Raw genomic sequence first — 19,532 nt, forward strand, 5'->3', positions numbered from 1 at the left:
CTTCTCCCACTGGGATGAGTAGTACTACTGCGCAAGGGGGAGGGTAATTTAAAAGAGAAAACTAAATAAGATCAGGATAAAACTGCTCAAATTCTTGATTCACCGCTTCCCCACGTAATAAATAGCCTTTGGGTTTGATATAACTATAAATTTCCCGTGTTGGCTGTTCATGCCAACCAATATTAAAAGCACACAGTTTTGGGAAAAACTGCATATAACTATAGTTCAAGTGGTTATGAATCCAATAGGCGAGTTGTTGCCAGTTGGATTGGTCTTTTTCATACAGTTCTAGAAATGAAGGAATGACTATACACGCCGTTGCGCCGTAGCCTTTTTCGTCAGGATAGTCCCAAATATGGCTTGCAAAGTTTTTCTCATTGCTCGCGCAGTTGTGTCCTTTTTCATTGCCAAGTTGGTTGACGCTTGGTGAACGGTACGCGGAACGAATGGCAATACGTCCAAACTTTTCTTGCAGTGGTTCAAGTAGTTCTTCGCAGAGTTTTGAGCCCGTACGAATCGCAATGTCAGGATGGTCGGGGAAGTTAGGTACACCGTACCAATTTGCGATTTCGCTATAGAGGAAATCGCGCATAAAAAATGACTTTGAAAGTTGAATTCGTCCTAAGTCTTCGAGTTTGGCGATGGAGGATACTTTTTTGATGGTCATATTTTAAAGTTTTCTAATCGATTTTTGATATATTTTGCTGAATTTTCAATACTTGGATAAACCGTTCTTTGGTTGATGTTGAGTAAATCTAATTCATCTAATATTGGCTTTTTATCATCTTTTTTTATTCTGACTTTATGAACGGTGAAATCATTATTACCATGTTCTGGTATTGCTTCTGCATCTAAACCAAAGATTAGAAAAGAGCCTGATTGAGCAATAATTCTTTCTTGGTTTAACCGACCTTTTACACAGAAGGTATTTTTAAGATCTTTGATTTCAATTCTAGGTTTGAAGTATGGTTTTTCATTTAATATACAGTGTAAGTATTGTTCATAAACTTTCTGATTAAGATCAGACTCATTTAGAAGGGTTTTGGTTGAGTCGTTTTTTTGGCAATTAATAATATATTGGGATAGTTGATCTTTCTGATTAGAAGTAAGTTTTGCTAAATTTGTTAAACAAGAAATTTTATCAGAATCATAAAAACATATATCTGTTTTTTTTACGGAAATTATTACAACTTCAGCATCTTCATTGTGGTTTAAATTTTCACAAGCAAAGTAGAGTGCAGTTAATGGATTGCTAGATATATCAAGCAATCTAGTTGGCATTCCATAATGTTGCATTCGTGTGAGGATGTCAAAACCACTGATGTCATTACTGAATGAATTAGGTTCCATTGTGAGTAATTCACGGAATAACAGATGTTCACCTTCTAAATAAATTTTTCCTTTGCCACTGGGATCTTCACGTAAAAGTGATGGTAATAATTGGTACGAAAATTTTCCATGACCTCTATAAAAGACTTCGCTATTTTCTTTTTTGCTAGCAATGAATGTATTTATATCTTTAATTCTTTCTATATAAGTAGAAATACTATTTATATATGGTGGTGTAACAATAATTTCAGCTTCTACGCTAAAACTAGTTTCAATTGATACATTTATATGACCAATAATTTGAGGTGGACTTAGTAAGTCAATATTTTGATTTGGAAAAGTTTCTTTTATCTCTTCTAAATTTGAAAAGATATTAAGAGGTGCTAATTTTTCAAATAAATTAGAATTTTTAATCGCCCAATGTGTTCTGGTTTTTTCCCAACCCTCAAATTTTAATGCTTTTTCTAATTCTTCTAAATCACAAATATAAGTATATCTATTAGTATGTCCCTCTTTAGGTTTTAATGTTGATATTTTATCTGATAGTAATCTAAAAGTTGCGGTTATAGTATTATTATCATTATTTAACTTTGTCTCTCGTAATTCTGCTATTGCCACAAAATCTTGAAAGTTTTCAAAACAGATAAAGCAAGGGAAGTTACGTAAGATTAGTAAAGACTCTTCTGTTAGTTCTTTGAATTTTAATCGAATAGGCTCATCTGTATATTCAGCGAAACGACTGGTACTATAAGTAATGGATATAAAATTATTATCTAAAGTATCTATTTCTTGTTCTGAATAGCACTGTAGTAGATTGAAGTAAGCCATAAAAAACCCCGCATTGTGCGAGGTTTTTTATAACATGAAATCAAATGATTAGCGAATAAATCAACCAATCAATTTCTTCATCAACTCATTCACTTGCGCAGGGTTGGCTTTACCTTTCGCAGCTTTCATGACTTGACCCACAAGACCGTTGAAAGCTTTCTCTTTACCAGATTTATACTCTTCAACCATCTTCTCATTGGCAGCAAGTACGTCTTTAATAATTGCTTCAATCGCGCCTGTATCAGTTTCCTGTTTCAAGCCTTTTTCCGCAATAATTTCGTCCGCAGATTTGCCTTCGTCCCACATAAAGCCGAATACTTGCTTCGCGATCTTACCGTTAATCGTGTTGTCCACAATACGCGCGATCATACCGCCAAGTTTCTCGGCAGATACAGGAGAGTCTGCCAAATCTAAGCCTGCTTTATTTAAAGCACCTGAGAATTCACCCATTACCCAGTTTGCAGAAACTTTACCTTGAGCCGCACCACCAGCCGCAGCAACTACAGCTTCGTAAAACTCTGACATTTCACGAGTCAGTGTCAGTACGTGAGCATCGTACTCAGTCACACCAAAGTCCGCCACGAAACGTGCACGACGAGCAGCAGGAAGCTCAGGCATAGTTGCTTTAATGGCTTCAATTTGCGCATCTGGAATCACCACAGGCAACAAATCTGGATCAGGGAAGTAGCGGTAATCGTTCGCTTCTTCCTTCGAACGCATTGAACGCGTTTCCATCTTCACAGGGTCAAACAAACGTGTTTCCTGATCAATCGTACCATCCCATTCCAAGATTTCCATTTGACGTTCAATTTCAACATTGATCGCTTGTTCAATAAAGCGGAATGAGTTCAGGTTTTTAAGTTCACAACGTGTACCGAAGGGTTGACCCGGACGACGTAACGACACGTTACAGTCCGCACGGAACGAACCTTCAGCCATGTTGCCGTCAGAAATACCCAACCAACGAACCAGTGTGTGAATCGCTTTAATGTAAGCAACCGCTTCTTCAACCGAACGCATATCGGGTTCAGATACGATTTCCAATAAAGGTGTGCCTGCACGGTTTAAGTCAATACCTGACATGCCTTCAAATTGGTCGTGAATCGATTTACCTGCATCTTCCTCAAGGTGTGCACGGGTTACGCCAATGCGTTTGGTTGTGCCATCTTCAAGTTGGATGTCGATATGACCCAAGCCTACAATCGGGTTATCCATCTGGCTGATCTGGTAGCCTTTTGGAGAATCCGGGTAGAAGTAGTTTTTACGTGCAAATACAGAGGCTTGGTCGATGTAGGCATCAATACCCAAGCCAAAACGGATTGCCAAATCCACCACTTCTTTATTCAACACAGGCAAGACGCCCGGCATAGCTAAATCAACAAGGCTGGCTTGCGTATTTGGGTCTTGACCAAATTCGGTTGATGAGCCCGAGAAAATTTTAGAATTGGTTGCAAGCTGAGTGTGAATCTCAATACCAATTACGACTTCCCAACCATCAATCAGGTTTGATTTTGGTTTAGCAGTATTCTTCGCCATTATGCGTTCTCCTCAGCAATTGCAGCGCGTTGAGTATGCCAATCGGTCGCTTGTTGATACTGATGTACCACAGATAACAGTTGTGATTCAGACCAGTAATTGCCAATCAATTGTAAACCTACAGGCAAGTGATCTTGGTCAAAACCAACAGGCGCACTAATTGCAGGTAAGCCCGCTAAGTTCACCGCGATGGTGTAAATATCACCCAAATACATTTCAACAGGGTCTAAAGACGCGCCAATTTTGTAGGCAGTTGTTGGTGCAGTTGGTGCTGCAATCACATCGACCTGTTCAAAGGCTTTTAAGAAGTCTTGCTGAATTAAACGACGGACTTTTTGTGCTTTCACGTAGTAAGCATCGTAATAACCCGCAGAAAGAGCATACGTACCAATCAAGATACGACGTTGCACTTCTGCACCAAAACCTTCAGAACGCGAGCGTTTGTAGAGGTCTAAAATATCTTGAGGATTTTCTGCACGGTAGCCATAACGCACACCATCGTAACGAGAAAGGTTAGATGATGCTTCTGCAGGGGCAATCAGATAGTAAGTTGGCACGTAGCTTTCAGTCATGTTGAGATCAATCTCAACCAATACTGCGCCCAATTCTTCTAATTTTTTTAGTGATTCTTCAACACGTGCTTTCACCGCAGCATCTAAACCAGCCACATTGAAGTATTGTTTCGGAATACCAATGCGTAAGCCTTTGAGCGTTGTTGCATTCAGGTTCGCCACATAATCTTCAACCGCTTTATCCATAGAGGTTGAGTCTTTGGCGTCATGACCAGCCATTACATTCATTAAATATGCGCAGTCTTCTGCAGAGCGTGCCATTGGGCCTGCCTGATCTAAAGATGATGCATAAGCGATGATGCCGTAACGTGAAACACGTCCGTAAGTTGGTTTGAGACCAGTCAAACCACAGAAAGACGCAGGCTGACGGATTGAACCACCTGTATCTGTACCTGTAGCAAATGGTGCAAGGTCAGCCGCCACGACAGCAGCAGAACCACCTGACGAACCACCCGGTACATGGTCAAGTGCCCATGGGTTTTTGGTCGCGCCATAGAACGAACTTTCAGAGGTTGAACCCATTGCGAATTCGTCCATGTTCACTTTACCCAAAGTGACCAAACCTGCATTTTTACCTTGTGCCACCACAGTTGCGTCATAAGGCGAGATAAAATTGTCCAGCATTTTTGAACCCGCAGAGGTTTTAATGCCTTGGGTACAAAAAATATCTTTATGTGCAACAGGAATACCTGTCAGTGCTGTCGCTTGACCCGCCTGACGTAATGCATCGGCTGCATCCGCCTGTGCCAGTGCTACTTCATTGGTCACGGTGACATAAGAGCGCACTTGCGGATCAATTTTGGCAATACGTTTTAAATAATGTTCTGTTAGTTCGCGAGAGGAGAATTTGGCTGCCGCTAAACCCTCAGAGATTTCACGAATCGATAAGCGATGTAAATCTGTCATGAGAAAAATTCTTTTACCTTTTTATGAAGTCAAAATGTAACAGCCGAATAAATTATTCAATCACACGTGGAACAAGGTACAAGCCATCCTGAACTGCAGGGGCAACAGCTTGATATTGCTCACGATGATTCTGTTCGGTTACGACGTCTTCACGTAATGGTTGAGGGTGGTCAAATGGGCTTTTTAAAGGCTCAACGTCATCGGTATTTATGCCTTTTAAGCTTTCCATCATGCCTAAAATTTTATTTAGACTTTGAGCATACTCAGCAGATTGCGTATCATTGAGTTTAAGACGAGCAAGATGGGCAATTGCTGAAACTGTTTGTGCATTTAAATCTGCAGAATGCTGAGCATCCGAGGTAGACATAACATCACCTAAAATCAGTATTAATAAAAAATTTCAAAATATCGTGCGTTATAATAAGCGATTGACTTGTTCAACGCACCACATTTAGTTAAAGTTGCCAACTTGCGTCCACATAAAGTTTAATCGAGAACGACTCCGTGATTCTAAAACGACTAATTGGCTTGTTTTCGCCAGACCTAGCCATTGATTTAGGTACAGCAAATACACTTATTTATGCGCCAGGACGAGGCATTATATTAAATGAACCGACAGTTGTGGCAATTCGTCACAGCGGTTCACAGAAAATTGTTGCCGCAGTCGGTCTTGATGCCAAACAAATGTTGGGTCGTACCCCTGCAAACATTTCTGCAATTCGCCCAATGAAAGATGGTGTTATCGCTGATTTTGAAGTGACTGAAACCATGCTGAACCAATTTATTGGCAAAGTGCATGAAAAACGTTTATTCCCACCTGCACCGCGTGTAGTGGTGTGTGTACCATGCAAATCTACTTTGGTAGAGCGCCGTGCCATTCGTGAAGCCGTGTTTAATGCGGGCGCACGTGATGTACGTTTAATTGAAGAGCCAATGGCAGCAGCAATTGGTGCAGGTATGCCTGTCGAGCAAGCTTGTGGCTCAATGGTGGTAGATGTTGGTGGTGGCACGACAGAAATCGCGATTATTTCATTACAAGGTTGTGTTTATTCAGATTCATTGCGTATTGGTGGCGATGTGTTTGATGAGCAAATCATTAACTACGTGCGCAAGGCACATGGTTGTGTGATTGGTGAAACCACAGCAGAAACTATTAAGAAAGAAGTTGGCATGGCATTGCCAGATGAAGGTGCTAAACCACTGGAAATTGAAGTACGTGGTCGTAACTTGGCAGAAGGTGTGCCACGTGCCATTACTGTAACTTCTGATGAAATTACCCAAGCCATTTCTGATCCGTTACAAAGCATTGTATCGGCAGTAAAATCTGCACTGGAACAAACTCCACCAGAACTTTCTTCCGATATTGCAGAGCGTGGAATTGTGCTCACCGGTGGAGGTGCGTTATTGCGTAACCTAGACAAGCTTTTGGCACAAGAAACAGGCTTGCCTGTGGTAGTCGCAGAAGAACCATTAACTTGCGTTACCCGCGGTGGCGGCAAGGTTTTGGAATTCTTTGATAATCCAAACCACGATATGTTATTTGTTGGCTAATACATAGGATTCGGCGGTGCAAACAAATCTGTTTTCCAGACAACCGCCATCTTTTCGCTCTTTTATAATTGCGGTCATTACTTGCTTGGTCATCCTGTTCTTTAACTGGCGTGTCCCGCATGTAATTCAACCTGCACGTGATGTTTTGTATGCGGCATATAATCCAATTTATGCCCTTGCAAGCTATCCTGTATTGTCGCGAGAATGGCTAAGTCAACAAAGTAAGTCTGAGGCTCAATTGCGTCGTGAAAATACCGCGATGCAGGCAGAGCTATTACAGGCTCAAGTCCGTTTGCAAAAATTGTCTGAACTCTCTGCAGAAAATACCCGCCTGCGTGGTCTACTCGATACGCCTCTAATCATTGATGGACGCATGGAAATTGCTGAAGTAATTGGTACCGATGCCGATCCTTTGCGCCACATTATTGTGATTAACCGTGGTTCACAAAATCAGCTCAAAGTCGGGCAAACCGTTTTGGATGATAAAGGCATTATGGGGCAGATCATTGCTGTGTATCCACACAGTAGCCGTGTCATGTTGCTTTCTGATAAAGAACATTCGCTTTCGGTGCGTTTAGAGCATACAGGCATGCGTGCGATTGTGTCAGGTACTGGCGATTTGGGACGTTTAAAAATGGAATATGTGCCGACCAGTGCCAATATTCAAGTTGGAGAAAAGGTCTATAGCTCAGGCTTGGGCGAGCATTTTCCCGCAGGGTATTTGGTTGGCAGCATTACCAAAATCAGCCGACATAATTCTGGTGAGTTTGCACAAATTGATGTGATGCCTGCAGCACAATTGGCGGGTGGTCATCATGTGGTGGTGCTGTTCTCAGAATCTTTAGCGAAGGAGCAGCCAAATGCCAATCGCTAAAATTGGACAAACCCGACTCGGACAAAACAAGAATAAAGATCCACTATTTCCGATTATTTTTTCTGTAATTGCTGCATCTGTACTCATGGTGTATCCGCTGTCTTATACAGGCTCGGGTTGGCGACCATTGTTTATGTTGATGGTGACCTTGTTTTGGGTGCTTGGGCAACCAACTTGGTGTGGTATTTGGTTTGCCTTTGGTACAGGCTTGTTTGCAGACTTGCTCCTCGATGCACCTTTGGGCATGAATGCCCTAAGTTTTGTGGTGATTACTTTTGTGGCGCGTTTCCTGACTCGTGAGCGCCGTATTATGACGTTTGCGAATTTATGGGTCATTAGTGTAATCGCAATTTTGGCTCACCTCGCCCTGATTTGGGTGATGCAAGTCATGGGTGGGATTCAGTTCCCATTTGCCCGTCATTGGCAACCTTTGCTGAGTAGTATTTTGCTCTGGCCTGTGCTGTATTATTTCTTGCGAAAATGGCGCATTTAATTCTTGCCTCAAGTTCACCGCGCCGTCGGGAACTCCTGCAACAGCTTGGGCTGGAATTTGAAATTTACAGTCCAGACATCGATGAATCTATTTTAGCGGGCGAAGATGTTGCCGCGTATGTTGAGCGGTTGGCATGTGCCAAAGCCGATGCGGTTTTACGGCTATTTCCTGATGCTATTGTGATTGCTGCCGATACCAGTCTAGGCGTAGATGGGCAGATTTTGGGCAAGCCAGAATCCAAAGCACATGCCTTTGCCATTTGGTCACAACTTTCTGGTCGAAAACATGATGTTTTTTCAGGGGTTTGTGTGCGTACAAAACAGAAAAAATCCAGTATAGTGGTACATACACAGGTTGAATTTCAATCGCTTAGCCTAGATGATATGGAAAGCTACTGGGCAACAGGTGAGCCGATTGGAAAAGCGGGTGCTTATGCGATTCAGGGCATCGCAGCACGTTATATTCCGCGTATTGAGGGCAGTTATAGCAATGTTGTCGGCCTGCCACTCTATGAAACCGTACAGTTATTACAGACAGTTAAGGCACTAAATTAACTGCTGCACAAAAATTTTTATAATGTTTTGAGTTTTATTATGTCTGACGAGTTGTTGATTAACGTCACACCGATGGAGTGTCGGGTGGCGTTAATTCAAAACGGCACGGTCAATGAACTATTCGTTGAGCGTACAGCCAAGCGTGGTTTGGTGGGCAATATTTATAAAGGCAAAGTGGTGCGCGTGCTGCCAGGCATGCAAGCCGCTTTTGTCGATATTGGTTTATCGCGTACTGCTTTTTTGCATATCAATGACATGATTTGGCCGCGCAGCCAACCTACACCGAATGTCTTTGAATTATTGCAGCCTGGGCAAATTCTAACCGTGCAAGTGATGAAAGATATGCTCGGTACTAAAGGCGCACGACTGAGCACTGATCTTTCCATTCCTTCGCGTTATTTGGTTCTAATGCCGTATGGCAGTCATATTGGCGTATCACAACGCATTGAATCGAGTGAAGAACGTGAGCGTCTACGCGGGATCATTGAAACCATTCAGGCTGAGCATAAATTACCAGGCTCAGTGATTGTACGCACAGCAGCCGAAGGCGTCGATGAAGCGGCCTTAGTGCAAGATATGTGTTACTTGGCAAAATTGTGGGAATACATTCAGCGTAAACAAAAAAGCATTGCTGTGCCTTCTTTGATTTTTGAAGAGTTGCCGTTACCGCAACGCGTAATTCGTGATTTGGCGAATGATAACACCGCCAAAATTTATGTCGATTCACGTGAAATTCACGCCAAATTAAAAGAATTTGTGGATGAGTTTGTGCCCAATATGCACAATCGCCTGATTCATTACCCAGGCGAGCGCCCACTATTCGATTTATACAATGTCGAAGAAGATATTCAAAAAGCATTGCAAACCCGTGTGGCATTAAAGTCAGGCGGTTATCTGATGATTGATCAGACCGAAGCCATGACCACCATTGATGTGAATACGGGTTCTTATGTCGGTGGTCGGACTTTAGAAGACACTGTTTTTAAAACCAATATGGAAGCCACACAGGTCATTGCCCGCCAGTTACGTTTGCGTAATTTGGGTGGCATCATCATTATCGACTTCATTGATATGCAAGAAGTACAGCATCGTGATGAAGTCTTGAGTCAGTTTGAGCGTATGCTTGAGCGAGATCATGCCAAGACCAAAATTACCCAAGTGTCTGAACTGGGCTTGGTCGAGATGACCCGTAAACGCACCCGTGAATCATTAGAACATTTACTTTGTGAAGCCTGTCCAACTTGTCAAGGACGGGGATATGTCAAAACAGCAGAGTCAGTATGTTACGAAATTTTTCGAGAAATTTTAAGATACGCACGCGCATTTGAATCACAACGTGGCTTTACTGTCGTTGCGCACCCATCGGTGATTGACCGATTGTTAACTGCCGAAGCGCCAGCAGTGGCGGATTTAGAGCACTTTGTCAGCCGTGTGATTAAATTTCAGGTGGAAAATTTATATACGCAAGAGCAATACGATATCATTTTGAGCTGAAATTGTAACAGGATATCGCTAAACAGTTGTTACATCTGAAATTTTACTTTTTTGAGTGAATTCTCAATACTAAGCATACAGAGTAGCCAAAGCCGAACATCTCCCTCGGTTTAGCAAATGAGGTATGTCATGGGTATGAGTAAAGTTGTGATTCAAAAGAGTTTAAAAGTATTAGATCGTAAAGTGACACATAACGGTTATATTGTGGATGAGCAAGGTAAAGAAACTCAAATTACCACTGCAATGGTTAGCGCAGTTTGTCAGCAATTATTAAAACAGTGTCGTACTATTCAAAAATAAGGGGCAGCAATTGCCCCTTAATTGATTCTATTGAATTATTTTTCTGATGGATTGACGTATCAATCCACGATTTTATTGACCCCTTCAGGCGCATCAATAATCTGTTCAAAGCGCTGAATTTCATCTTCTAAGTGTTGCAATAAGTTTTGCATTTTCGGTAAGGCATGACGACAAGCAGTTAAACCAACTTCTAATTTGTCTAAATAGCTGGTCATGGTAATGTTTAAAGCTTGTCCATCTAACACGATTGAAGCAGGGTATAGTGCATCTAGCTTTGCACCATTCCAATACAAAGGTTCACGTGGGCCAGGTACATTGGAAATTACCAAGTTAAAGGCCTGACGCTTTGGCATAATGCCTGACAAAATATTTAAACCAGCAGCGCCGTAAACAAAAGCACTATAGTTCATAATTTGATTGGCATTCATGCGCTTAAAACGCTGCTTGGCATTTTGTACACTGCGGCGCACAATTTTTAAACGTTCAAGCGGATCTTCTTTGTGCGTACCTAAGTTGGCTAAAATCATGGTGATTCGATTAGATACTTCAGAATCGTCATCACGAATAGAGGCAGGCACCATCGCAATTAAAGGTTTTTTCGGTAAAGCATATTGGCTGAGTAAGTACTCACGCAATGCGCCTGAGCAAATTGCCAGTACCACATCATTAATGGTTACGCCCAAAGCTTTAGCAATGCGATGCAAACGTGCAAACTCAAAAGATTGCGCGGCAAAACGACGTGAGGCGCTGACACGTTGGTTTAAGATGGTACTTGGTGCTTGGAAGCTAGAAACATAATCGGGGTTACGTCCCATATCTTTAGTAACAGTTTGTGATACTTCATAAACTGCGCGAGGGGTTGCTTCAACATGACCTTTAACCCCACCAAAAATTTTCTTTAAACGGCTGACTTTCGGTTCTTTCAGGCGTTTAGCACGCGGACCTTCCACACACCAAGGCGGTACAATTCTTTTTGCATTTTCGTCGTGCGAAAGGGATTTTTCCACCAAACGCATGCCAGCAATACCATCTACCATAGCATGATGAATTTTAAAGAACATCGCAAAACGATTATCTTCAATACCTTCAATAATATGGCAAGTCCAGAGTGGTTTGGCGCGATCAATCAACGAGCTGTGTTCTTGTGAAATATAAGTTAATAATTCACGAATACGGCCTGGCTTTGGCAAGGCAATATGACGGAAGTGATGATCGAGATCGAACTCTTCATCTTCATCCCAAAATAGACCATTGAGCTTATTGTTAAATGGTGCAATAGGCATTGACTTTGAATTGCGAATATCGGCAACCAAGTCTTGAATAAAAGTGGCTGGTGCATGTTCTGGAATTTGGAATAAGAATAATCCACCCACATGCATGGGCTGTTGACGTTTTTCGAGTGATAGGAAAATAAAATCAATAGGGTGTAATGGACGCATATTGTGGATTGCCTCACTGCAATTTCTACGCTTGTTCTTATCTGAACAAGGTTTTTAGAGTTATATAAGATTTAATTCAGTATATCTTTTTTATCAAACAAATATAGTGATTTTTGCGCCATCGCAAGTCAATAAAAATCACAGTAAAACTGTGATTTTTATTGTAGTAATAGATGTGTTATTTTAAATTTCCAGCATGTAGACCGCATTCTTTGTGCGTTGCTTCTTCCCACCACCAACGCCCTTCGCGTTCATGTTGGTTCGGAAGAACAGGGCGGGTGCAAGGTTCACAGCCAATTGAAATAAAACCTTTTTCATGCAAACGATTGTATGGAATTTCCATCATGCGAATGTAATTCCACACGTCACTACTTGACCAGTTTGCCAGTGGATTGTATTTGATTAATTGTTTATCTGGACCTGAAAATCCTGCATCTGCTTGTACGACAGGAATATCTTGGCGTGTACCTGGACTTTGGTCTTTACGTTGACCTGTAATCCAGCCATCTAGTGTTGCCAGTTTTTTACGTAAAGGTTGAACTTTACGAATCCCACAACATTCTTGATGCCCATCTTCAAAAAAGCTAAATAAGCCTTTTTCTTGTACCAATTGTTGGACTGCTTCGGTTTCAGGAAAGCAAATTTCGATCTCAATATTATAATATTTGCGTACAGTTTCTAAAAATTGATAGGTTTCAGGATGCAAACGTCCTGTATCTAAACTAAATACACGAAATGGCAAACCTAAATTAGACGCCATATCAATCAGTACCACATCTTCTGCGCCAGAAAAAGAAATTGCAACTTCACCCTGCTGGTTCAAAGCAAGTTTTAAAATCTCGCTAGGCGATTTGTCTGCATATTCGGTTGCGAGTGCATCAACGATATCTATAGTTGGAATGGTGGTCATTATATGTTCCTAGCATTCGGCTTGGAGAAGCTAATCTTACTGAATTAAGCGCTTATTTTAATAGAATTGTCAAAACTCTATTATCACTAAAAAATAAATGCTTATGAACTAAATAGATTTAAAAAAGAACAAGGCAAAAACCGAATCTTCGGCTATGATAGTGAAAATTTTTATTGGTATTTTGGGAGAACCCATGGAAATCGTATGTCTTGATCTTGAAGGTGTGTTAGTTCCAGAAATTTGGATTAACTTTGCTAAAAAAACTGGCATTAAAGAACTTGAAGCAACTACACGTGATATTCCTGACTACGATGTGTTGATGACTCAGCGTTTAAATATTCTAAAACAGCATGGCTTGGGTTTGAATGATATTCAAGCGGTGATTGCGGATATGGGGCCATTCCCTGGCGCGAAAGAGTTTGTCGAGTGGGTGAGCACACACTTCCAATTGATTATTCTTTCAGATACGTTCTATGAATTTGCACATCCGTTGATGAAGCAATTGGGTTGGCCAACAATTTTCTGCCACAAGTTAGAATCAGATGAAAATGGCATGATTACCGCTTATAAATTGCGTCAACCAGACCAAAAACGTCAAGCTGTTAAAGCCTTACACGGTTTAAATTTCCGTGTAATTGCTGCAGGTGATTCATATAACGACACCACGATGCTAGGTGAAGCGGATCATGGTTTCTTATTTGATGCACCTGAAAATGTGATTGCAGAATTCCCACAATTCCCTGCAATTTATGGTTATGAAGCATTAAAAGAGGCAATTCGTGGTGCTTCGGTACGTGATATTCCAGCTTAATTCCGAAGCTGAATACAATAAAGGGCATCATTTGATGCCCTTTGTTTTTATGCGATATTAACAGTGCATTGATTTAGAAGCGGTAGCCGATTTTTAGACCATAACCCAAAGCATAGTTGTCTTCAAATTCACCAACGTCTGTTGTACCCGTACGTGCAGTGGCATCACCCAACCAGAAGTATTTTACGCCAGCTTGAATAAAATAATTTTCCGCAGGGCTATATTGACCACCTAAGCCAACACTCCAATAACCTTCTGTTGGACCTAAAGTGGTGACAGGGTTACCCGCACCAGAGTCATAACCTACAGAAGCAGAACCAGACCAATGACTATTAAACTTGCGACCCACGCCTACGGTTGCAGACCATTGATCATCTGAATAGTCGATGAGGTTTTGGCGCTGTGCTGTAGGTTTTTGGATAATGGATAAATCCCCTAATAGTGAGGGTTTAACAGCAAATTGATCCCAATGTACCCAGCGAATATTGGCAAAAACTAAAGTATTCGCTGCAATACCTGTTTGAAAATCTATATTTACAGATTGTGGTGTTGTTGCATTTAGTTTTTCTAAGCGTGTTTCTTCAATTCCATTTGGTAAGTGGGGGAGGTAACCCGCAGGAATTTTTATATCTGATGTTTCTACTGAGTTAGCATTGTGCTTAATTTCAGAACGATAGGTAACAGCAGTCTTTAATGCAATTTCTGGAATTTGATAAGCAAAACCAGCAAGCCAACCCCAAGCTTCTTCCTTTTTAACCTCAATGTTGTAACCAGTATTACCATACGCTTGACCACGTAAATTAATATATGCTTCTACTGTCTGCCAAACTGGTCCAGCGTAGAAATTCCAGTTTTCTGTAGGTTGGTAACCAATTAAAGCGGTAAGATTGTGTGTTTCAACTTCAACTTTTGTGCCTTCAATTCCATTAGTAAACATGCTCTGTTCTAGGCTATACATCGCATCTGCACCAAATGGCTGGTCATATAAAAGACCTAAAGAAATTTGTTCAGTCGCTTGTACTTTAATTGCAGCGGAAGGGAAGTAATAGTCTTCAGCCATATCGCTGACGTTATTTTTTATAAGATCTTTTCCTTTAACTGTTGGATCTAAAATTGAAATACCTGCTTCTGCATAATTGCCTGATTGTAAAAATGCAGCAATAGATTGACCAGAACGGTCTAAACCAGCAGCAAGCGCAGGTGTAAGTGGGAGAGTGCTAAGTAAAATAGCCGAATAGATTTTATTGAGCTTCATGGTCGTTCCCTGATGCTTTATGTAACAAAAAGTGCAGGAAAAGTAACATATTTGAAAAAAGAGTAAATGCTCAACTTGGCAGAATAAATGAACTGAATAAGTTATAAATAGCAGTTGATTAGAGTAAAAGTACTATTTTCAGGTCTTAAGTGAATGAATTTTATTAAATAATTTTTTAGGGTGATGTTTTGGTAAATATGAGTTTAATTGCTTTAAATTTGAACATTTAGTTAACACTTGTATAAAAAAGAGGAGTTTTAAGTGCAAAAAGAGCCACTCCGAAGGGTGGCTCTTTTGAAAAATATTGGAATTAGAAGCGGTAACCCATTTTTAGACCGTAGCCGATTGCATGGTTGTCTGTGAACTCACCAACATTTGGATTAGCTACTGTTAAAGCTGTTGCATCACCCAACCAGAAGTATTTCACACCGCCAGCAATAAAGTAATTTGGAGCTGGAGAGAATTGAAGACCTAAACCAACGTTCCAGTAACCTTCAGTTGGGCCAAGCGTAGTTACAGGATTACCCGCGCCTGAGTCCCAACCTACAGAAACGTTACCAGCCCATTTTTCGTTAAACTTACGACCTACCCCTGCGGTAGCTGACCATTGTTCTTCATTATATTCAACTAAATTACCACCAATAAGAGCTGGAGAAGTACCAGGAATACCAGAAGCTCCTAAGGTATCAAGAAGTTGTCCAAAATCATGAGGACGAATTGCAAAGTCAGACCAGTCTACCCAACGGACATTTAAGAATGCGACTGTATCAGCCATGATACCTGACTGAAGATCAAGGTTAACAGACTGGGGAGTAGTTACATCAGTTTTACCAGTAGTAGGGGTGCCACCTAACATACCTGTTACAGCACCAACTGGATTTCCACCTAGAGTTTCTGTAGAAGTTAATTGATGCTCAATTTCCGAACGATAAGTTAAAGATGCTTTAAGAGCAATTTCTGGAATTTGATAAGCTAAACCTGCAATCCAACCAATTTCAGAGTCTTTTTTCATGTTGGCATCATAAACCATGCCTGGGAACGTGGCGAGGGGGACACCACCTAAAGCACTATAAGCTGTTCCTCTTAAATGTACTTCACCTTGAGCTTCTTGATAAACTGGGCCAGCATAAAAATTCCAGTTTTCATTTGGTTGGAAACCCAATAAGAAGGTTAAGTTCTCTGTTTTAACTTCTGCTGAAGTACCTTCACCTAAATAAGAAAATGCTGTGAGACCAGCATTAGGTGCTGAATACTCTGCCTCAGCACCAAAAGGGCGATCATACAGAAGACCAAAAGAAAAATTATCAGTAACTTGGAATTTTAATGCTGCGGATGGAAAGTAGTAGTCACTAGCCATATCACCTGTAGCTTGATTTGCACCAAGGCCTAATGTTCGTGGGGTATTAGCTGTAGTGCCTGATACAGAAGGATCTAATACAGAGATACCTGCTTCAAAGTAATTACCCGGTTGCAGGAAGGCTGCAATAGATTGGCCTGAACGATCCATTGCTGCAGCAAAAGCACCTGTCATTGGTACAGTTGCTAAAATCATTGCTGTGCTTAGTGCTTTTAATTTCATTATACATTTCCCTTGGGCTATAAAGTCTTTTATGACAGTTTTTGTTGATGCTTTAAGCTTTCATCTAGGATGATTTCGGCTTGTATCCACCGAGACCATTTGTTACTCCATGTGACAAAAATATCACAATTAAAATAAGAGTAAATGCTCTAGAAAAAACTATTCAGTATAAAAATTAAATCAAATAGAGTATTTATTCTAATAACGAGGTGTTTTTTTTCTATTAGTATTTGATAAATAAGAAATAAAATTAATAAATTTGCAGTTGGTAGGCTGTTTTTGATTGATTAAAAAAAATACTATTTTTTGTAGTAAAACCCATTGTCGCTTGGTGTATTTCGCAACAATGTGACATATTAACGTGTGGTTTTTCCAAGCTTTGCCAAAAGAATGACAGGAATCAGCCCAACCAATACAATTAGTAAAGCTGCTACGGCACCATCTTCATAAGTGCCCCTAGACGCTTCTGCATATAGCTGGGTAGCGAGTGTTTCCATATTTAAAGGACGGAGCAACAAAGTGGCAGGTAGCTCTTTCATGCAATCTACAAAAATTAATAAAGCTGCAGAAATAATAGCAGGGCGTAATAATGGCAGGTGTACACGCCACAACAGTGCAAAGTTGTTTTGCCCTAAATTGCGTGCAGCATCATCAAAAACACCATGAATTCGGTTATAGCCTGACTCAATGCCACCTACTGAAATAGCTAAAAAACGCACAGCATAAGCATAAATAAGGGTAAAACTGGTGCCGAGGAATAATAAACCTGTGTGTATCCCTAATTTAAATTCTAAAAAGTCGGCAATGGCATGATCAATTTTACCCAAAGCCAGCATGAGACCAATCGCTAAAACGGTTCCTGGAATGGCATAACCTAAGCTAGAAATGCGGCTAAACCAGTTGTGTTTGCTAAAACGTGCAGCACTGACAATAAAGAAGCCAATCAAAATGGTGACGATGGTGGCAATACTGGCAAGCATCAGTGTGTTGATGGATGCTTGGATCAGATAATCTGAGAACCCTGCATATTGAATACGCTTATAGGATTCGACCAATAAATGACTGGTTGGAATTAAAAAGCCAATACAGACAGGAATTAAGCCCACGCCTAGTAACACAAGCGCTTTAAGCCCTTTGACCGATTGTGCAGGCATTAAACGGCTGCGTTGAGCCGAGTTCATATAGCGCTGTTTACGTCGTCCTAAACGCTCTACTAACACCAATAAGGTAATAATCATCAACATGAAAATGGCAATTTGTGCAGCACTGGCTAAATCGGACTGATTGGTCCAGGTTGAATAAATCGACAAAGTTAAGGTTTTAATGCCTAAAAATTCTGTTGCACCAATATCATTAATGGTTTCCATTAAAACCAGACTAGTACCCACAGCAATTGCAGGACGTGCCAGTGGAATTGCAACACGTAAAAACACTTGATCGGGTTTTAATCCTAATGTACGTGCAACCTCAATTAAACTGGCCGATTGCATCAGAAACATTGCACGGGTGCTTAAATACACATACGGATACAGCACAAAGCTAAGCAAGAAGATGCCGCCCCAAACGGTACGAATATTAGGAAACCAAAACTGTTGTAATTCTAAATTAAACCCATCCCGCAGGATACTTTGCACAGGGCCAATGGGGTGCAAAATGTCGATATAACTATACGCAATAATATAAGTTGGTACGGCTAAAGGCAGCAGTAAGGCCCAATCTAAAAATGCACGACCTCGGAATTGATACGCTGTTACAATCCATGCGCTGCCTGTACCAATCAGGATGGTGAGAATCCCCACACCCAACAATAAAATCCCTGTTTCTGCCAACGTGTGTGGAATTACATAACGCAGCAGATGTCCCCAAATTTCACTATCGCCTTGTAATGCTGTCCAAATTAAAGCGAGCACAGGTAAACAGGCGAGTAGTGTCAATAACCCACTGAGCGAAAATAAAAAATTAAATTTATTTTTAAGCATTGCGATAGAGGTACTAAATAAGGGGGAGGGAGCAGCAGAGCATCTTACAGTGCAAAGCGCTGCACTGTAAGACAAAAGCAGGAAATTTTAGCGGTTAAACTGGACTTTATCGACCAATAAGTTGGCGGCTTTACGGTGACGTGCAATATCGCTTAAACGAATTGAATCAATATTCAGTTTGCCAAAACTAGCGATAATCGGGTCAATTTTTACCCCAGGTTTGACAGGGTATTCAAAGCCGTTTTGTGCGTAGATGGCTTGTGCGTGATCAGAAGCTAAAAACTCGAGCAGTTGTACAGCTTCTTTACGGTTTGGTGCATGTTTAGAAACCACTGCACCCGATACGTTTACATGCGTTCCACCATTTTTAAAACGTGGTAACACAACATTAATCCCATTGCCCCAGCGCTTTTGTTCCGCATCACCTGTACGCATCGTGCCGACATAATAGGTGTTGGCAACGCCAATATCACAAATTTTACCTAAAATATCACGTGCCACATCACGGTCACCACCGCTGGCTGGGCGAGCTAAATTGGCTTTCACACCACGCAACCAAGTTTCGGCTTGTTTTTCACCATGATGGGCAATATAAGCCGCAATTAAAGCAGTGTTATATGGATGGTTGCCTGAGCGAATACAGATTTTATTTTTCCATTTTGGATTGGCTAAATCTTCATAAGTAATCGCATTAAGCGGTGTACGGTCTTTAGAGGCGTAGACTGCACGTGCACGCATCGACAAAGCATACCAATGACCATTGGCAGCTCGTAAATTGGCAGGAATTGCGCTATTTAAGGTTTTAGAACTTACGCGCTGGGTTAAACCACTTTCTACTAAATCAACCAAATTGCCAAAATCTACAGTCAGCATCACATCGGCAGGAGAACGACGACCTTCTGCTTTTACACGTTCCAATAAACCATCTTTAATAAAAACCGTATTGACTTTTACCTCAGTTTTTTGGGTAAATTCGGTTAATAAGGTTTGAATCAGCACAGGTTCGCGCGTGGTGTATAAATTGACTTCCGCTGCTTGTGCGACACTTGCACCAAATGCAAGTAAACCTGTAACAAGCAATGATAAATTAGACAGTGGTTTCATGCAGTATTCCTAATTAAA

18 protein-coding genes are annotated in these 19,532 nt (G+C 41.0%); 7 read left to right on the forward strand and 11 right to left on the reverse strand.

Going from position 1 to position 19,532, the window contains the following annotated elements; all coding sequences use genetic code 11:
- Positions 1-61: 61 nt before the first annotated feature.
- Genes FTV41_RS02110 through gatC form a run of 5 tightly spaced genes read right to left on the reverse strand, consistent with a single transcriptional unit; the run spans position 62 to position 5,538 of the window.
- Positions 62-667, reverse strand: coding sequence for a hypothetical protein (locus FTV41_RS02110; protein ID WP_179996031.1), 606 nt, complete (start codon positions 665-667; stop codon positions 62-64).
- Positions 664-2,157 carry an FRG domain-containing protein gene (locus FTV41_RS02115; protein WP_179996032.1) on the reverse strand — a complete coding sequence of 498 codons (1,494 nt, stop codon included), beginning with the start codon at positions 2,155-2,157 and terminating at the stop codon, positions 664-666. The genes FTV41_RS02110 and FTV41_RS02115 overlap by 4 nt, the downstream gene beginning before the upstream one ends.
- A gap of 60 nt (positions 2,158-2,217) precedes the next feature.
- Positions 2,218-3,693: an Asp-tRNA(Asn)/Glu-tRNA(Gln) amidotransferase subunit GatB gene (gene gatB / locus FTV41_RS02120; RefSeq protein ID WP_179996033.1), complete on the reverse strand. Its 1,476-nt coding sequence runs from the start codon at positions 3,691-3,693 to the stop codon at positions 2,218-2,220.
- Positions 3,693-5,171, reverse strand: a complete 1,479-nt coding sequence (gatA, locus tag FTV41_RS02125) for an Asp-tRNA(Asn)/Glu-tRNA(Gln) amidotransferase subunit GatA (RefSeq protein ID WP_004975402.1) — start codon at positions 5,169-5,171, stop codon at positions 3,693-3,695. The genes gatB and gatA overlap by 1 nt, the downstream gene beginning before the upstream one ends.
- A gap of 52 nt (positions 5,172-5,223) precedes the next feature.
- On the reverse strand, positions 5,224-5,538 hold the full coding sequence (gene gatC / locus FTV41_RS02130) for an Asp-tRNA(Asn)/Glu-tRNA(Gln) amidotransferase subunit GatC (protein ID WP_004975405.1): 315 nt from the start codon (positions 5,536-5,538) through the stop codon (positions 5,224-5,226).
- Positions 5,539-5,675: 137 nt separating this feature from the next.
- Between gatC and FTV41_RS02135 the strand changes: the two genes are divergently transcribed.
- The 6 genes from FTV41_RS02135 to FTV41_RS02160 all read left to right on the forward strand — a co-directional run bounded on the left by FTV41_RS02135 (position 5,676) and on the right by FTV41_RS02160 (position 10,437).
- Positions 5,676-6,722: a rod shape-determining protein gene (locus tag FTV41_RS02135; protein ID WP_004975408.1), complete on the forward strand. Its 1,047-nt coding sequence runs from the start codon at positions 5,676-5,678 to the stop codon at positions 6,720-6,722.
- A gap of 16 nt (positions 6,723-6,738) precedes the next feature.
- Entirely contained in the window at positions 6,739-7,596 is an 858-nt protein-coding gene (mreC, locus tag FTV41_RS02140) for a rod shape-determining protein MreC (RefSeq protein ID WP_019838366.1), read from the forward strand.
- Positions 7,583-8,089: a rod shape-determining protein MreD gene (gene mreD, locus FTV41_RS02145; RefSeq protein WP_154320436.1), complete on the forward strand. Its 507-nt coding sequence runs from the start codon at positions 7,583-7,585 to the stop codon at positions 8,087-8,089. Before mreC ends, mreD begins: the two co-directional genes overlap by 14 nt.
- Complete coding sequence (locus FTV41_RS02150; protein WP_179996034.1) at positions 8,077-8,643, forward strand: Maf-like protein; 567 nt, start codon at positions 8,077-8,079, stop codon at positions 8,641-8,643. The genes mreD and FTV41_RS02150 overlap by 13 nt, the downstream gene beginning before the upstream one ends.
- A 39-nt stretch (positions 8,644-8,682) precedes the next feature.
- Positions 8,683-10,137: a ribonuclease G gene (gene rng / locus FTV41_RS02155; RefSeq protein WP_104852376.1), complete on the forward strand. Its 1,455-nt coding sequence runs from the start codon at positions 8,683-8,685 to the stop codon at positions 10,135-10,137.
- Positions 10,138-10,266: 129 nt separating this feature from the next.
- Positions 10,267-10,437: a PA1571 family protein gene (locus FTV41_RS02160; RefSeq protein WP_004975418.1), complete on the forward strand. Its 171-nt coding sequence runs from the start codon at positions 10,267-10,269 to the stop codon at positions 10,435-10,437.
- A gap of 59 nt (positions 10,438-10,496) precedes the next feature.
- Here the strand turns inward: FTV41_RS02160 and FTV41_RS02165 are convergent, their stop codons facing one another.
- Together FTV41_RS02165 and FTV41_RS02170 are read right to left on the reverse strand one after the other, a co-directional pair.
- Entirely contained in the window at positions 10,497-11,876 is a 1,380-nt protein-coding gene (locus tag FTV41_RS02165) for a wax ester/triacylglycerol synthase family O-acyltransferase (protein WP_179996035.1), read from the reverse strand.
- Between the two features lie 178 nt (positions 11,877-12,054).
- A complete protein-coding gene (locus FTV41_RS02170) occupies positions 12,055-12,786 on the reverse strand; it encodes a phosphoadenylyl-sulfate reductase (RefSeq protein ID WP_179996036.1) in 732 nt (243 codons plus the stop codon).
- A gap of 193 nt (positions 12,787-12,979) precedes the next feature.
- Between FTV41_RS02170 and thrH the strand changes: the two genes are divergently transcribed.
- A complete protein-coding gene (gene thrH / locus FTV41_RS02175; RefSeq protein WP_178866914.1) occupies positions 12,980-13,597 on the forward strand; it encodes a bifunctional phosphoserine phosphatase/homoserine phosphotransferase ThrH in 618 nt (205 codons plus the stop codon).
- Positions 13,598-13,670: 73 nt separating this feature from the next.
- On the opposite strand, the gene FTV41_RS02180 is transcribed toward thrH, so the two are convergent.
- The 4 genes from FTV41_RS02180 to FTV41_RS02195 form a co-directional block, all read right to left on the reverse strand.
- Entirely contained in the window at positions 13,671-14,852 is a 1,182-nt protein-coding gene (locus tag FTV41_RS02180; RefSeq protein ID WP_179996037.1) for an OmpP1/FadL family transporter, read from the reverse strand.
- A 310-nt stretch (positions 14,853-15,162) separates the two neighbouring features.
- Positions 15,163-16,431 (reverse strand): OmpP1/FadL family transporter, encoded by a 1,269-nt coding sequence (locus tag FTV41_RS02185; RefSeq protein WP_179996038.1) that lies wholly within the window; start codon positions 16,429-16,431, stop codon positions 15,163-15,165.
- Positions 16,432-16,787: 356 nt separating this feature from the next.
- Complete coding sequence (locus tag FTV41_RS02190; RefSeq protein WP_179996039.1) at positions 16,788-18,410, reverse strand: iron ABC transporter permease; 1,623 nt, start codon at positions 18,408-18,410, stop codon at positions 16,788-16,790.
- Between the two features lie 87 nt (positions 18,411-18,497).
- Positions 18,498-19,514: an extracellular solute-binding protein gene (locus FTV41_RS02195; protein WP_179996040.1), complete on the reverse strand. Its 1,017-nt coding sequence runs from the start codon at positions 19,512-19,514 to the stop codon at positions 18,498-18,500.
- Positions 19,515-19,532: the final 18 nt, after the last annotated feature.

It is taken from the genome of Acinetobacter sp. YH16051 (assembly GCF_013417135.1).
GTDB lineage: Bacteria > Pseudomonadota > Gammaproteobacteria > Pseudomonadales > Moraxellaceae > Acinetobacter > Acinetobacter towneri.